Source organism: Bradyrhizobium sp. LTSPM299, from assembly GCF_000938235.1.
GTDB lineage: Bacteria > Pseudomonadota > Alphaproteobacteria > Rhizobiales > Xanthobacteraceae > Bradyrhizobium.
On the sequence record NZ_JYMU01000019.1, the window covers coordinates 88,011 to 102,293 of the forward strand.

The window sequence follows — 14,283 nt, forward strand, 5'->3', positions numbered from 1 at the left end:
TCCTTCCTTCGCAACTGCAGTGCAAAACGCCCGTGCGGGAGGATTTTTGCGATACGTCAATGCTGGCTTGCGCGTGATCGAGGTAATCACTGACCCGTAAGATGCGCTTTGACTATCAATTACGTTTGAACATAGGTGCGATACCTAGATCCGTAACGCAGTGCTGTGAATCATTGCGAGTTAGCGCAGCTAAGGACCGGCCTGATCGCATAATCCTGAATGGGATTCGACGCGACATAGCCGGCGTAGCCATTTTCTGAAAATGAGTAGCAGTCGAATACCAAGCGGCACACTGGTGAACGATTTTCCGTCGGAATGCCGGGTCGCATTCGAATAGTTTGATGGAGTGCTCGAACCGAGAAACCTTCGGTTTGCCATTTTTGGAAATTGGCTATCTGGTTGAGTCGCAGGTAGTCCCGACCCCACCTACACTTTCGCCTCCCCGACCAGTTGGGCCGAGGATCGCGCGTTGGTCAAAGCTAATTGAGAGAGACTCCTATGGTAACCCTCTATGACTACGGAAACTCCGTTTGCTGTCAGAAAGTACGAATAACGCTTCGAGCGAAGGGGCTCGACTGGAACGCCATCAGGGTCGAACTTTTTACGAGCGAGCAATACGATCCTGAGTATCTGAAGCTCAACCCAAAAGGCGTCGTCCCAACCTTGGTTTATAACGGCACACCGGTGATCGAGTCGACGCTGATCTGCGAGTTCTTGGACGACACATTTCCTGATCCTCCGCTCATGCCAAAGGATCCAGGCGAACGCGCCCGTATGCGCGTTTGGAGTAAATACGTCGATGAGGGGCTATTCGAGGGAGCGACCGAGATAAGCTTTTCGGCAATGTTCCGCGAGAAGATGAAAAACATGTCGCCTGCACTTCGTGAACGCCGGTTTGAGAATATTGGTGATCCGCGCCGACGTGACCGATATCACTCTACTTACGAGGCCGGCGTTCATTCGCCATTCGTCCTTTACGCGATCTACGCCTATGAGCGCGCCTTCAGGCATATGGAAGCGACGTTGAGCGAACGCGGTCCGTGGCTTCTCGGCGAGGCTCTAACACTTGCCGACATCAACATAATGCCCTTCGTAGCGCGCCTCTCCTATCTGGGCTTGCTGGAAGCGTGGACGGCCGACCGTCCTCGCATCAATGATTGGTGGGCAAGAACTCAAGAATGGCCGAGTTTCAAACGTGGGCTCTCCGATCTTGTGACGGAAGCAGAGTTCGCCGATATGCGGACGCATGGCCCAACGATCCGTGAAGACATCGATAGACTTCTGGTCGGGCTACGTAAGGGCTGATTTCTGCTTGCGAGCCTCCACTGCCGACGCGGGCGGCGAAGAAGTCAGGGATATCCGCGGCCGGCACCAGACAGGTTTTCGTCTGAAGAAGGTCCCGCGGCGACAAGCCAACTGCAGAAAGCGCCGCTTGCAGGAAACACCTGCTCCGCCTGCCGGCCGCAGCGTCGCCGCCAACAAGGCTCCCGTCCCGATCGACCCCGACTTGGCCAGCGATCGCGACCAGGCCCGCTGGGCGATTCATGGTCCCGCTCCGTGTTGTGCCGACTTGTGGTCAGATGCGAGACCGGTGCCCGCAAGGATCGCGACGCCACCAGCTATTCAAAATCGGCCCCTTGCATCGAAGGCGCTGGTAACGGTGCCGAGGCGTCGTGGAGCTTTCGCGATTACACTCGGCAGGCTCTTGAAGCGAGCGATAGCACGCGCGGCAACAACACCATGGAAAACGCGAGTCGAACCTCCATTGACCAACGTCGGCGGCCAATTCATCCGTGATCTAAACTATCGATATGCCGTGCGCCGACTTCCGTTGCGGCATGTCAGCCAGAATGCATTCGTAGCGAAGCGTCTACCCCACTGCGTTCCTTGGCGGACTGCTACGCTGGAGAACGCTTTCTTCGCGGTGTTGCGTTGCGCATTTTGGCCGCATCATCGGCAGCCTAAGACGCGTGATTCTCTAATCGTCACTCGCGGGCCCATTCAAACGAGCTCGGAACAGCTCGCCTCCGACATAAAGCCGGACGTCGTCCCTGAATTCTAGAGCGCGACATATCGCTGCACGCGATTGGCATCGCGCTCGAGATCGAGTGTGGTACCGGACCAAACCGTCCGGCCCTTCTCGATCACGTAGTGATGATCGGCAAGGCGTTTAAGAACATGCAGGTTTTTGTCGATCACAAGGATCGACTGCGCGCGTGACTTCAGCAGCGAGATACATGTCCAGATTTCGCCCCGGATCACTGGAGCGAGGCCTTCGGTCGCTTCGTCGAGGATGAGCAATAACGGGTTCGTCATCAGCGCTCGGCCAATTGCCAGCATCTGCTGCTCGCCGCCCGACAAGGTGCAGCCCATTTGCTTCCGACGCTCCTTCAGACGCGGAAATAGAGTGAAGACTTCCACCAGTGTCCAGGGAGTTGCTCGCCGAAGCCGGTTGGCCGCCGTAGCGACAAGGTTTTCCTCGACAGTCAGGCGCGAAAAAATCTGGCGGCCTTCGGGCACGAGGCCAATCCCGAGCCGCGCGACCGCCTCCGGTTTCCAACCCGCCACGGACTTTTTGTTGAATTCGATATCGCCGGCTCGAGGAGTGAGCAACCCCATGATCGAACGGATCGTGGTGGTTTTTCCCATGCCATTGCGCCCCAGTAGTGTTACGACTTCGCCCTCGCCCACCGCGAGGCGAATATCGAACAGGATCTGACTACACCCGTAACTGGTTTGAAGTCCTTCGACCCGCAGCACTACACGTTTCCTTCGCCAAGATAAGCAATTCGCACTGACTCGTTATTACAGACATCTGCACTGGTGCCCGTCATAATGCACTGGCCATTCACCAGCACCGATATCCGGTCAGCTAATGCAAACACAGCGTTCATATCGTGCTCGACCAGCAGAACCGTCGTCTCGTTCTTGAGCTTTCGCAAAAGGCCGATGGTCGCGGCGCATTCGGTAGTGCCCAGCCCCGCCATCGGCTCATCGAGCAGAAGAAGGCGCGGCTTCGTCGCCAGCGCTATTGCAAGTTCGAGCTGTCTCTGCTCGCCGTGCGATAGTTCCTTGACAGGAACATTCGCCCGGCACTCAAGCCCAACGTCTACCAAACCCTGCAGTGCAGGTTCACGCAGCGAACAGTCGCGACGCGCATTGCCCCAGAAATGATAGCTGTGACCCAAACGCGCCTGAACGGCGAGCGCGACGTTGTCGAGCGCGGAATAGTCAAACAGCAATTGAGTTATCTGGAACGAACGCGCCAGTCCGCGGTGCACGCGCGCAGATGTCGATAGCGTAGTAATATCTTCACCCACGAAATGAATAGTGCCCGAATTGGGCAAAAGCTCTCCGAACAGTTGCGAGATCAATGTTGTCTTGCCTGCCCCGTTGGGGCCAATAACGGCATGCAGTTCGCCGGTGCGGACTTCCAGTGACAGGCTATTCGTCGCGATAAGGCCGCCAAACCGCTTCACTAGTCGATCAACACGCAGGAGTGTGTCAGGCATCCGGCGCACTCCGGCCTTGAAGCAACGACAGAACGCCGCCCCTTGTGAACAGCGCGACCAGCACAAGTATCGGACCCAAGATGACCTGCCAGTGCTCGGTCCATCCCGTCAGGACCGTTTCAAGGCCGACAAGAATAACGGCTCCCAGCGCCGGCCCGAGCAGAGTTGCGCCACCGCCCAGGATTACCATGATCATGAGTTCTCCTGAGCGTGACCAGTGCAGCATGTCCGGGCTTACGAATTTGGAAAAATTCGCCATTAACGCGCCGGCAAGCCCTGCTCCGATGCCAGCAATGACAAATGCCACCAGCTTGTATCGGTAGGTCGCAATGCCAATGGCTGCGAGACGCCGCTCGTTCTGGCGGATGCCGCCGAGAACCAATCCAAACCGCGAGCACACCAGCCTCCAAAACACTCCAAAATACAATGCGGCAATTGCCAAACACACGAAATAGTATGTGGCGTCGTCGGCCATGTTCAGGTTGAAGAGGAGATTTCGCCGCCGGATGATCAATCCATCGTCGCCGCCGTAAATCTTCAGCGAAATGAACAGAAAGAAGATCATCTGCGCGAAGGCCAGTGTAATCATGATGAACTGCAGGCCCGTCGTGCGCAACGATAAAGCGCCTAGCACGAATGCAGCCAATCCGCTGACGATCATTGCGGCAAAAAGCGTGATCAGGAATTGATTGGTGCCGGGAAGAAGACCGAAAAACATATCCTTGGCGGCGAAGTGAAAGTACAGAATGCCAACTACGTAGCCACCGATGCCGAAGTAAGCAGCGTGGCCGAAGCTGACGAGGCCACCATAACCGAGGAGTAGGTTCAGGCTCGCCGCCGCGATGGCATAGATCACCATACGTGTCGCTAACGTGATTAAAGCCGGATCTCCGATAGCATTCGCTGCCAAGGGCAGTAGCAGGAGGCCGCCGGCGAGGATGACGAAACCAACAATACGTGGAAGAGACCTTCTCGAACCCGGTCCAGCCGCAGCGCCCTCAGTTTTGGCCATTGAAAAGCCCCTGCGGCTTGATCAGCAGCACCAGGGCCATGAGCAGATAAATCCCCATAGAGGATAACCCTGTCGCCAGCGCGTCGGCCTGCGATGTCGTCATGAAGCTGCGCAGCAACGACGGCAAAAAGCTGCGCAGCAGCGTATCAGTAATGCCGACGATCATTGCGCCAAAGAACGCACCACGGATAGAGCCGACACCGCCGATCACAACCACGACAAAAGTCAGAATCAGAATTTGCTCGCCCATGCCGACCTGAACGGCAAGCAGCGGACCGGCCATCAAACCGGCAAGACCCGCGAGCAAGGCGCCGAGACCGAAGACCAGCGTATACAACAAGCTAATATCGACGCCGAGTGCGCGGACCATGTCGCGATGAGTTGCGCCCGCACGCACCAGCATGCCGACCCGCGTCTTATTCACGAACAGGTAAAGCCCAAGCGCGACCAACAGCCCGACCACGATGACCGCCAGCCGGTAAATCGGATAAGGCACACCCAGAATGATCTCGATCGTACCGGACAGGGGCTTTGGCACATCAATGAACAGAGGCTGACGTCCAAACAGGATCGTCGCGCCTTCGTTGATGAACAGGATTAACCCAAAGGTTGCGAGCACCTGCTGAACATGGTCGCGCGCATAGAGTTTTCGAATGACAATGAGCTCGATCAGCAGCCCTGCGACGGCAGAAACCGTCAGACCGGCCAAAATCGCCTGAATGAACGATCCAGTACGCTGGGTGGCAAGCGCCGCGCCATAAGCGCCAATCATGTAAATTGAGCCGTGCGCCAGATTGATGATGCCCATGATGCCGAAGATCAGCGTCAGCCCGGCCGCCAGCAGGAAAAGTGCAATACCAAACTGAACGCCATTAAGAATCTGCTCCAGTGCTAACGTCATTGGTTCATTGTTCCGGGACCTTCGCTGCTAGTGCGGCAAGCCGGTGCCGGGACGGGGTGCCACGCTTCCCCACCGCTCAAAGCATGCAGTCTTTCGAATATGCGTCGCCGTGGTTCGACATGATCTTGCCGAGTGTTTTGATGATCGGCTTGCCGGTCGTGTCTCTCTCTACACGACCAGCGTACCAGTCTTGGATAGGATGCTGGTTGCTGCCGAATTTGAATGCGCCGCGCACCGACTCGAAATCGGCCTTCAACATGGCGGCACGGAACAAATCGGTATTGCTGATGTCGCCATTCACACCTTTGAGTGCGGCCCCGATGGCGAGCGCAGTATCATATCCCTGACTTGCGAAATACGTTGGGACCCGATCTGGACCGTATTTCTTTGCCCAAGCTTCCGTGAACTTTTTGTTGGCAGGATTATCAAAATCGGAATTCCAATGAAACGAGAGATTTATTCCGAGCGCCGATTCACCGAGTGCCTTGAGAGAAACGGCATCAACACCTGGCTCTGATAAAACCATTGGGATCTTATTGAGCAAACCGGCCTGCTGGTATTGGCGGATAAAAGCTATGCCAAGCCCGCCTGGCTCAAATTGAAAAACGACGTCCGGCTTAGCGTCACGAATCTGGGCCATTTCAGGCGCAAAGTCGGTCTGATCCAGGCGCGTGTAAAGCTCGCCGACGATTTCACCATCGAAGAACCGCTTGAATCCTGTAAGCGCGTCTTTGCCCGCTTGGTAGTTCGGAGCAAGAATAAAGGCCTTCTTGTAGCCGAGATTGGTGGCATTCTGGCCGGCGCTCTCGTGCAACGCGTCGTTCTGCCAAGGCACGACAAAATAGTTCTTGTTGCAATCCTTACCGGCGAAATTCGATGGTGCTGCATTCGGGCTGACATAAATTCCACCGGCATCGAGAATGTCCGGTACTGTTGCGCCCGCAATATTTGAGAAGATAATGCCGGTGAAGAGCTTGATCTTTTCCGACTTAAGAAACTTGTCGGCAATCTGCTTGCCGGCGCCAGGCTTGAAGCCGTCATCCTCGACCACGACCTGAACGGGAACGCCACCGAGCTTGCCGCTTTCCATTTCAACGGCGAGGTTAAAGCCGTCTCGCGCGTCTGCGCCTAAGTAGCCTGCCGGACCCGACAGAGTGGTGATAAAGCCAATTTTTGTCGACTCCTCCGCTCTACTCGCCAACACCATTGCTGCCCAGAAAAACGCAGCGAGAGACGTTCTCACCGTCATCATACGAACCCCTACGGTTGTGCATCTATCCAAAGCCGACACGATGAATAGTATCGGAATTGCCGAAATGTCATTCGCGAACCAGCCAGCAAATTTCCCACGCCGTGAATGATGCAATACTAGCCCTTCCGAAACCCCGTTAGCGCCAGAGATCAACGCGACGGACTTTGATCCAAGAGTGAGCTACACCGCAGAAACGCGATCGTAACCGCAAACGACTGAGTAAGATCCGAACCAGGCGAAAGCCCATAACAGCGGTTTGCAATGCATTAATCACAAGACCGCTTAAGACCATAGACCGCGCCGAGAGGATCGACGACAACACCGAGTAACCAATTTCGTAAAATGAAGAGCCGAGCTAGTCCCGAAGTATTTGACATTGTGTTGAAGGCGCCGATGTGTTGCAGCGGGCCTTGGTGCTGGCAGGCGTTACAACTTCACGATTGGTCGCTGCTGTTTCACGCCTGCAGCGTTGGCAGGTCTCAAGGGAAAGTACGATCCGCAAAGGGAGCTATCTTGCATCGCAACAAAGCTCCTTCTAGTATGTGATCTGTCTTTGGCGCCTCGCTTTGTAAGAAACGGGACTTGGGTCAGCCTCCTCCATGCCGAGGAACTGGGTCTCGGCGACGAATAGGCGAGCGGAGACTGTGTGCGGGTTTCGGACGATGGACGGAAACCATCACAAGGTTGCGGTTTTTGTGAAAATGGTCATTGCATCGCCGATTAGATCGGGAAATGTTTGCCCATCCTAGTATCACTAGGTGCGATCGAGCAGCGTTATGGAGAGGGACAAACCTTCTGACTCCCGACGGGGAGCGGACGTTCTGAACGTTCCGGCCTACGTCCTCTATGGCGAGAGTTGGACGCAGTCGATTTTTGGTTTCTTTCACATTGAACCATTGTCGGTCCGCAACATCCCCAACAAATGGAGGATATCGCTCCATCGGCACGTAGATTTCGACCAAATTTCAGTTCTATTCAGCGGGAAATGCACGTTTGAGCACGACGGGCAGCAATGGGCTGTCGACGCGCCGTCTTGCGTCTACACACCGGCAAATGTGGTGCATCAGTTTATCTACTCACCGGGCGCAACAGGCTCGGTCCTAAGTTTTTCTTCGGATTTCGCGACAGGACTCAGTTCTGTCGAAGGGGCGACGAATGCCGCCATTCTCCGGCTGGCCAACGCCCGGTTCATTTCACTACGGTCACACGAGCAGATCGTCGCAATGCAAGGCTTGATGAGTCTTCTCACCGAGAAAGCTTCGTCTATTCATCGGAATAGGCGTGATGCGTTGCGCTATCTGTTCAGTTGTGTGTTGCTGGAACTTGATGCTGCGGCTTCAGATCATCCCGCCGGTAGCGGCGTTGAAATCGCTTCGAGTGATGCCGACTTGTTTCGACGGTACCGAACTCTCATTCACGATACGATTGGCGCCATCGGATTTTCCGACGATGCCAAACCTGAGACGCACACAGTCGAAACCTTCACTACGCGTCTTTCGACGACACCCTATGCCCTGAATGCCGCATGTCAGAGCGTTTGTGGTGGTCCAGCCCGCGAAGTGATCCAGAACGCAATACTGGAACAGGCCACGCGGCTGCTCCTCTATACGACGAGGCCGGTGAAGGAAATCTCCTTCCTTCTAGGTTATTCTCATGCTTCCCATTTTGCCCGTTTCTTCAAGCAACGGCGAGGATCTTCACCCGAGGCCTTCCGAAATGCCGTCACTGGTCGGACGTCTGCCGAACCCGAGCCGCCGGAGGCTTGAGCAAATCTGCCACAGCTTCATTGGCTCTGATGTAGTCAACGTCGGGCCGTATGAGGTCGACCTGTGAGTCTGATTTGTCGGAAAGCCAAACCAGTTCCAAATCCTGCTTCCAGGCGCTGCTTCTTCTACATCCGCTCCCGACCGAAAGCTTTAGGTTGACAAGACCTCTGCAACCGCGCGTTCATCCGGTCAGCTGGTTTCGCAGTCCGTAATACTGAAGCGGTCGTTGACGACTTCAGTAAGGGCAAGTTCGAAGATGTCCGAGGACTTCAGCAGAGAAATCAACTCCCGAGCCTCGGCCTTGCGATCGGCACCAAAGAGCGTCAAGGCACCGCCCACTACGGCTTGACGCGAGCCGGCCGCCATTTGGCGCCGGCGAAACGACTTTTCTTGTTCCCCAGTTCGTGTCCATGATTTTGACACTGCGGCGTAGGTGAGGCACTCGGTGCAGCCGTTAAGTCAGCTCTTGGTGCTGTCCTCATTCGCAGACATCGGACAAATTGGCATTCGCCTGGTGCCCGTCCCAGAACGGGATAAGCAACTAGCACAAATCATCGGTTGACCACGGAGCAATGAATGACGGCGTTTGTCCAAATCGTCATAGGCCTATTGGGCGCGTTCATGTTCGCCAATGGCATCTACATGCTTTACGATCCACTTGCCTGGTACTTAATGGTGCCAACCGTACCCGCTACCGGGCCTTTCAACCAGCACTTCCTTCGTGATATCGGCACCATCCATCTAATGATAGGAGCCGGGTACATTATCGGCATGTTTCTTCCGAGACAGCGCTTATGGATGTGGAGTGCCGCCACTTTATGGCTTGCACTCCACGGATTCTTTCACGTCTGGGAGATTGCTGTCGGAATCTGCAGCACGGATGTTATTGCGCAGAATTGGTTCGCGGTTTACTTGCCCGCCGTTATCGGCCTCGCTGGGGTCGTTTGGGTGTACTTTCAGCCTCCAAAAGATGCGCAAGCATGACCCGCAGCGCTCTCGTGACTGGCGGCAGTGGCCTTCTAGGCACGGCCATCATACGGCAACTTGCGGCCCGCAACGTTCCGTTCGCAGCGGGCAGTCGCAGCAAAAAACCCTCAAACTTCATTGGCCAATGGAAACAGTTTGACGCGGTGACCGGAGAAGGACTGCCTGACGCATTGGCGGGGCGCACGATGGTATTCAATTGCGCTACCAGTCAAGCAAAGCCGCAGCAGGATTTGGCTGCTTTGGCGCGGCTTATTGAAGCCGCGCAGCGATCTTCGCTGCATATTGTCTATGTCGGCATAGCCGGAATCGACGAGGCCGCCCGGCATCATTCCTACTATAGAATGAAGCTTGATTGCGAACGCATGCTCTCGCTCAGCGGCATCTCCCACACCGTGGTGCGTCCAACTCAGTTTCATGATTTCGTGGACTTCATGCTTGGCAGATTGACAGTGGGGCCCGTAGTGCTCGCACCGAAAATGATCCTGCAACCCCTCGATGTAGATTTTGCTGCGCAAACGATCGTTGATATCGCTCTAAATGGACCTTCCAACGACAAGAATATCATCTGTGGTCCAGAGAGAATAGAAACGAGACAGTTGGTAGAAACGTGGATGGGATTTCGTCGAAGGCCGAAATATCGCATTTGTGCCCCCTCAATCGGCCCGCTGGCTGCCTTATCTGCAATTCAGCCCGTTGCAGGTCGAACGGGCGGCCTCACGTGGCCGGAGTGGAACAAGCAGCCCAAGTCGTAGAAGTAGAAACAGGTTTCTGACACTCGAAGCCGACCAACAGCTGCAGAAGACCTGTCATCGAAGCATCAGCACTGTTGACTGTGACCGCCAAAGACCGCAACGGATGGCGCAATGACAATGTCGACCTCACAGACCAACATCTTGTTGACCCGACCCAAGACAGAAGTAGAGATTGCCGCCTGTTGGCCAATTATGAGATTGCTCCGCTCGCAATTGACATCGCAATACTCTTTCGTCCAACAAGTTCTTAGACAACGTTTGGATGGATATCACCTCCTCGCAGCAACGACCGGGGGAGTGATAGTCGCTCTCGCGGGCTGGCGAATTCAGGAAAATTTCGTCTTTGGTCGCCATGTTTATGTGGACGACCTTGTCACGGAGGAGAACCTTCGAGGAACGGGTCTCGGATCTCATTTACTCACGGCTTTGGCAAATGAATGTAGAGAATTGAGGTGCGACTACCTTGTCCTAGACACGGCCCTTCGAAACACCGCAGCCCAGAGGTTTTACGAGCGCGAAGACATGCACAAGGTCGCGATCAAGTACATTCGGTTGCCATTGCGATCGCAGACCTGATTGCCGCTATATGCTCGTACTGCCGCGAATTCGACTCTTCAAAAAGTACTCGCTTCAAGCACTTCATGGAAGAACCTGACAAGTGCGAGGCCTGGCCTCTTCACGAGGCTACTGAAGTCTATAAGTAGAACTTGCAGGCACAACACAGCAATTTCGCGCCCTCCACACCTCTCCTGCCAGGATTTGGCAGGATCAAGTTTTGCCCATCGCAAGAGGCCAGCACAACGATCCGCGTGGCGCTCAGGCTACAAGACATGCTTTCCGGGATAACCTAGTCTCGCCGAGAGCGTAGCAGCCGCTTCGGTCAACAATCGGTCTATGTTCCCGTGCGGGGTGATATCGAGGACGCCGTGACCACCCCATACCGAAAGCACCATGACGATCTTCCCCTCGTGGTCAAATACCGGTGCACTAACGGCATCTACGCCCGAAAGCAGATCGCCGCGAACACGGGCAACACCCACCCGCCGGGTCTTCTCAATCAGTTTCCAAAACTCTTCGGCATCGAGTGCTCGCCCGAGATAAGTTGGCTTTGTGCCTTGGGCAAACTCGGCATCGACTTGTGGCCCCACGATCTCCCTCGGCAAAAACGCTGCAAACACCCGGCCCGACGCCGAACTTATGGTCGACAACACCGACCCGATGCGCGTATTCACGGTGGTAGGGCGCAAAGACTCTTTGCGGAGAACGATCGTAGCGCCATGCGTGCCCCAAACCAGCGCAGCTGCCGTTTGGTTGGTCACTTGGTGAAGGTCTGACAACGTCTCGGACGCAAAACGTTGCTCGTCGAGCCGGCCCATAGCGGCGATCCCGAGCACAAGTGCGCCCTGTCCGAGATCATAATGACCGTTCCGCTGGTCTTGCTCGACTATCCCGGCGCGACTCAAGCTCACGAGATATCGATGCGCTTTGCTCGCCGGCAGCCCCGACTTTTCGGCGAGTTCGCGAAGGGCCAGCGGACCATCCGTCTCGGCAAGCGCAAAGGCCAGCCGCAGGCCGATCTCCACACTCTGCACGCCTTGCTGACGCTTTGTCGGTCGCTCTTCTCGAGTCTCGGTTCCCGTACCTATATGCGCCCTATTGGCCTTTGGTTTCCGTCTCAAGAGCAGTGACCTTGTAAGTTTTGGACCCTAGTCACGAGCCAGTTTAATCGCGACGTCAGCCCAACTCCGCCCCTGCGAGCGAGCCAAGTCAAGCTCAATTTCACTTGGCCTCGGTGCCTTTGCCCTGGAAACCGTTGTTATCCCGTACGGGTTTCCGCCATGGACTTCATCGACCTGGCGCATATTGGAATTTCCGTAGCCGGCCGGCACGATAATCATTCCGTGGTGCGCCAACGTGAACCAGGTGGAAACGATGGTGGTTTCCCGACCACCACCGGTACCGGTCGCGGCGAACACAGTGCCGGCTTTGCCCAGTAAGGCTCCTTCGTTCCATAGCTTTCCCGTTTGATCGAAAAACGAACGCATGCTTGAGCTCATGTTGCCAAAGCGCGTTCCCGTACCGAACGCTATGCCATCGTAAGTCGGCAGTTCGTCGACTGTGGCCGTCGGAACATGCTCGAAGGTCTTTTTAGTAGCAAGCGCCCCGGATGCAGCTAACGCGGCTTCTGGAACTGTCTCAGGAACTTGCTTGACGAAGACTTCTGCACCCGATCCTCGCGCACCGTCCGCGACCGCTTCTGCTAGTCGGAAGACATTTCCGTAGAAGCTATGAAACAACACAAGAAGCTTAGCCTGGGTCATGCATGATCTCCTGTCCGCTGCACTGATAAAGTTGGATTCCGAGCCGAGCACGGCTTCGGCTGAGTCGCAGAACCAAGTGAAGCGGCCCTGGGACCAGCCCCTCTTAGCCGATCAAGAATGGTGTGCGGCTCGGCTGACATGCGATCAGCGCGCCAAGCGACATGACCGTCTGGTCGCACGAGCACGAGCTTGCGCTCATACAGTGTCTCGACGTTCCGATCCGTGATATCATGAACGACGATCGGCATCTGACGACGTCTGGCCGCGGCAAGTAGCGGCGTTGCATCGACAGGGATTTTGCCGAATCGGAGCAGTACGTATCCTCCGCCGAAAAGATCGAGCATCGAGCGACCATCCGGGAGCCACGCATGAGGCGCACGTGAGCCTGGCCTGCTCACCGGAAAATAGTCGATCGTGTCGTCAACAAGCGGAGGCGTTCCATCCCAAACAACTATGGGAGAAGGATCATAGCTATAACCCAAGTGGATTCCGAACGGTTGCCATGATTTTGATTTCTCGTTGGCGGATTGAATTTTGGCTCCAAACTCGCGACGCTGAGCTTCTCCCTTACGAGAGTCACTTTCGATCTCTTCGCGTCGTGAATCTTCGGTCAGACGATAGTATTCTTTGACGGATTCGTTCACCGCGCGATGGCAAACCGGGCGCCGTTCGATGTCATAGCTGTCCAATATTCGGGGATCACCCCAGCCGTCATTCACAGCCCCAAGCTTCCATCCGAGGTCAACTGCGTCGGCGATGCCGGTATTCATTCCGTAACCGCCATTCGGCGGATGCGTATGCGCAGCATCGCCGGCTAGGAACACTCGACCGTCCTGAAATCGATCCGCGACCACCCCGCGACGGACCCACTCACCGACCGATTTGATGGAAAAGTTGAAATCTGTTCCGATTGCTCGTCGAATAGCCTTCGACACGTCGATCGCTTTAACGTCGATGCTGTTTGCCCCGTACAGAGTCAACCGCCACGTTTGCCGTCCATCGATTGCAACAAGGGTTCCCCATGTGCCTTCCGGACCGATACAGATATATCGAACGGCGTTCCCCATATTGTGGAGAGATGCAAGATCTTCCGTCACGAACTCAACATTGATCGAGGTATCGAGCGCCCCTACGCCGCGCATATCGATGCCCACAAGCTTTCGCACCGTGCTCGAGAACCCATCGCAGCCGACTATGTAATCGGCCACGAATTCTCGCATTTTACCATCATCGAGATCACGTATCTGCGCGACGACACTCTCGTCGTCCTGACCGAAACTCTCCAACCTGCTGCGAAAGCGAAATTCAGTTGACGGATACGACCGAGCCAAGTCTCCCATGATCGGATCGAATATTGTCTGGGGGCAGTGGCACTGATGCTCCGGACTGAATCTCGAGAGAGCAGCTGAACCTCCCGACGCCGGGCGGATTCGGGCGAGTTCGTAGCCATTCAAGTTGGTCACAAAGACGTTGTCTAAGGGGAAGTCCTGAGGGAATCCCCAGTTCTTGACCTTCTCGGCAATGCCCATTCGGCGACAGAATTCGACTGTCCTGACGCCGACCTGCAACATCTTCGCGGGGCCGACCTTGCCATCACTCTGCTCGATGACGGTGCAACGCACGCCGCGCTGACCGAGATCGGCCGCCAAGGTCAATCCAATCGGACCGGCACCCACAACAATCACTGAAATACCCACCGAACCAGTTGGCATACCGTTACTCCATGATTTCCACTATTCGTAATGCATTTTGTTTTTGATGTCCATTGTTACATTTCCAG

General features: G+C 55.5%; 14 protein-coding genes. 5 read left to right on the forward strand and 9 right to left on the reverse strand.

The window, feature by feature from the left end; all coding sequences use genetic code 11:
- Window positions 1-498: 498 nt before the first annotated feature.
- Complete coding sequence (locus UP10_RS13365; RefSeq protein WP_050043653.1) at window positions 499-1,305, forward strand: glutathione S-transferase family protein; 807 nt, start codon at window positions 499-501, stop codon at window positions 1,303-1,305.
- A 753-nt stretch (window positions 1,306-2,058) separates the two neighbouring features.
- Here the strand turns inward: UP10_RS13365 and UP10_RS13370 are convergent.
- From UP10_RS13370 to UP10_RS13390, 5 genes are all read right to left on the reverse strand, one after another.
- Window positions 2,059-2,760 carry an ABC transporter ATP-binding protein gene (locus UP10_RS13370; RefSeq protein WP_044587794.1) on the reverse strand — a complete coding sequence of 234 codons (702 nt, stop codon included), beginning with the start codon at window positions 2,758-2,760 and terminating at the stop codon, window positions 2,059-2,061.
- Window positions 2,760-3,512: an ABC transporter ATP-binding protein gene (locus tag UP10_RS13375; protein ID WP_044587795.1), complete on the reverse strand. Its 753-nt coding sequence runs from the start codon at window positions 3,510-3,512 to the stop codon at window positions 2,760-2,762. The genes UP10_RS13370 and UP10_RS13375 overlap by 1 nt, the downstream gene beginning before the upstream one ends.
- Window positions 3,505-4,524: a branched-chain amino acid ABC transporter permease gene (locus UP10_RS13380; RefSeq protein ID WP_044587796.1), complete on the reverse strand. Its 1,020-nt coding sequence runs from the start codon at window positions 4,522-4,524 to the stop codon at window positions 3,505-3,507. The genes UP10_RS13375 and UP10_RS13380 overlap by 8 nt, the downstream gene beginning before the upstream one ends.
- On the reverse strand, window positions 4,511-5,425 hold the full coding sequence (locus UP10_RS13385) for a branched-chain amino acid ABC transporter permease (RefSeq protein WP_044587797.1): 915 nt from the start codon (window positions 5,423-5,425) through the stop codon (window positions 4,511-4,513). Before UP10_RS13385 ends, UP10_RS13380 begins: the two co-directional genes overlap by 14 nt.
- Window positions 5,426-5,501: 76 nt before the next feature.
- Entirely contained in the window at window positions 5,502-6,674 is a 1,173-nt protein-coding gene (locus UP10_RS13390; protein WP_044587861.1) for an ABC transporter substrate-binding protein, read from the reverse strand.
- Window positions 6,675-7,453: 779 nt separating this feature from the next.
- On the opposite strand from UP10_RS13390, the gene UP10_RS13395 reads away from it, so the two are divergent.
- Window positions 7,454-8,443, forward strand: coding sequence for an AraC family transcriptional regulator (locus UP10_RS13395; RefSeq protein ID WP_044587798.1), 990 nt, complete (start codon window positions 7,454-7,456; stop codon window positions 8,441-8,443).
- A 189-nt stretch (window positions 8,444-8,632) separates the two neighbouring features.
- Here UP10_RS13395 and UP10_RS44145 read toward each other — a convergent pair whose 3' ends face one another.
- Window positions 8,633-8,770: a hypothetical protein gene (locus UP10_RS44145; RefSeq protein WP_197086799.1), complete on the reverse strand. Its 138-nt coding sequence runs from the start codon at window positions 8,768-8,770 to the stop codon at window positions 8,633-8,635.
- A gap of 249 nt (window positions 8,771-9,019) precedes the next feature.
- Here UP10_RS44145 and UP10_RS13400 point away from each other — a divergent pair, with 249 nt between their 5' ends.
- The 3 genes from UP10_RS13400 (at window position 9,020) to UP10_RS46630 (ending at window position 10,758) form a co-directional block, all read left to right on the forward strand.
- Window positions 9,020-9,427, forward strand: a complete 408-nt coding sequence (locus tag UP10_RS13400; protein ID WP_044587799.1) for a hypothetical protein — start codon at window positions 9,020-9,022, stop codon at window positions 9,425-9,427.
- Window positions 9,424-10,182: an SDR family oxidoreductase gene (locus UP10_RS13405; protein WP_050043654.1), complete on the forward strand. Its 759-nt coding sequence runs from the start codon at window positions 9,424-9,426 to the stop codon at window positions 10,180-10,182. Before UP10_RS13400 ends, UP10_RS13405 begins: the two co-directional genes overlap by 4 nt.
- A gap of 192 nt (window positions 10,183-10,374) precedes the next feature.
- A complete protein-coding gene (locus tag UP10_RS46630) occupies window positions 10,375-10,758 on the forward strand; it encodes a GNAT family N-acetyltransferase (RefSeq protein WP_502692182.1) in 384 nt (127 codons plus the stop codon).
- A gap of 245 nt (window positions 10,759-11,003) precedes the next feature.
- Here UP10_RS46630 and UP10_RS13415 read toward each other — a convergent pair whose 3' ends face one another.
- The 3 genes from UP10_RS13415 to UP10_RS13425 form a co-directional block, all read right to left on the reverse strand.
- Window positions 11,004-11,765: an IclR family transcriptional regulator gene (locus UP10_RS13415; RefSeq protein WP_156179873.1), complete on the reverse strand. Its 762-nt coding sequence runs from the start codon at window positions 11,763-11,765 to the stop codon at window positions 11,004-11,006.
- Window positions 11,766-11,888: 123 nt separating this feature from the next.
- A complete protein-coding gene (gene wrbA, locus UP10_RS13420; RefSeq protein ID WP_044587801.1) occupies window positions 11,889-12,503 on the reverse strand; it encodes an NAD(P)H:quinone oxidoreductase in 615 nt (204 codons plus the stop codon).
- Window positions 12,500-14,215: an FAD-dependent monooxygenase gene (locus UP10_RS13425; RefSeq protein ID WP_044587802.1), complete on the reverse strand. Its 1,716-nt coding sequence runs from the start codon at window positions 14,213-14,215 to the stop codon at window positions 12,500-12,502. The genes wrbA and UP10_RS13425 overlap by 4 nt, the downstream gene beginning before the upstream one ends.
- Window positions 14,216-14,283 lie beyond the last annotated feature (68 nt).

Excerpts from the sequence above, each read along its gene's own strand:
- UP10_RS46630 (WP_502692182.1), top strand. The coding sequence starts at position 10,375 with ATGAGATTGCTCCGCTCGCAATTGACATCGCAATACTCTTTCGTCCAA.
- UP10_RS13380 (WP_044587796.1), bottom strand. The coding sequence starts at position 4,524 with ATGGCCAAAACTGAGGGCGCTGCGGCTGGACCGGGTTCGAGAAGGTCT.
- UP10_RS13405 (WP_050043654.1), top strand. The coding sequence starts at position 9,424 with ATGACCCGCAGCGCTCTCGTGACTGGCGGCAGTGGCCTTCTAGGCACG.
- UP10_RS13390 (WP_044587861.1), bottom strand. The coding sequence starts at position 6,674 with ATGACGGTGAGAACGTCTCTCGCTGCGTTTTTCTGGGCAGCAATGGTG.
- UP10_RS13385 (WP_044587797.1), bottom strand. The coding sequence starts at position 5,425 with ATGACGTTAGCACTGGAGCAGATTCTTAATGGCGTTCAGTTTGGTATT.
- UP10_RS13400 (WP_044587799.1), top strand. The coding sequence starts at position 9,020 with ATGACGGCGTTTGTCCAAATCGTCATAGGCCTATTGGGCGCGTTCATG.
- wrbA (WP_044587801.1), bottom strand. The coding sequence starts at position 12,503 with ATGACCCAGGCTAAGCTTCTTGTGTTGTTTCATAGCTTCTACGGAAAT.
- UP10_RS13365 (WP_050043653.1), top strand. The coding sequence starts at position 499 with ATGGTAACCCTCTATGACTACGGAAACTCCGTTTGCTGTCAGAAAGTA.
- UP10_RS13375 (WP_044587795.1), bottom strand. The coding sequence starts at position 3,512 with ATGCCTGACACACTCCTGCGTGTTGATCGACTAGTGAAGCGGTTTGGC.
- UP10_RS13425 (WP_044587802.1), bottom strand. The coding sequence starts at position 14,215 with ATGCCAACTGGTTCGGTGGGTATTTCAGTGATTGTTGTGGGTGCCGGT.
- UP10_RS13395 (WP_044587798.1), top strand. The coding sequence starts at position 7,454 with ATGGAGAGGGACAAACCTTCTGACTCCCGACGGGGAGCGGACGTTCTG.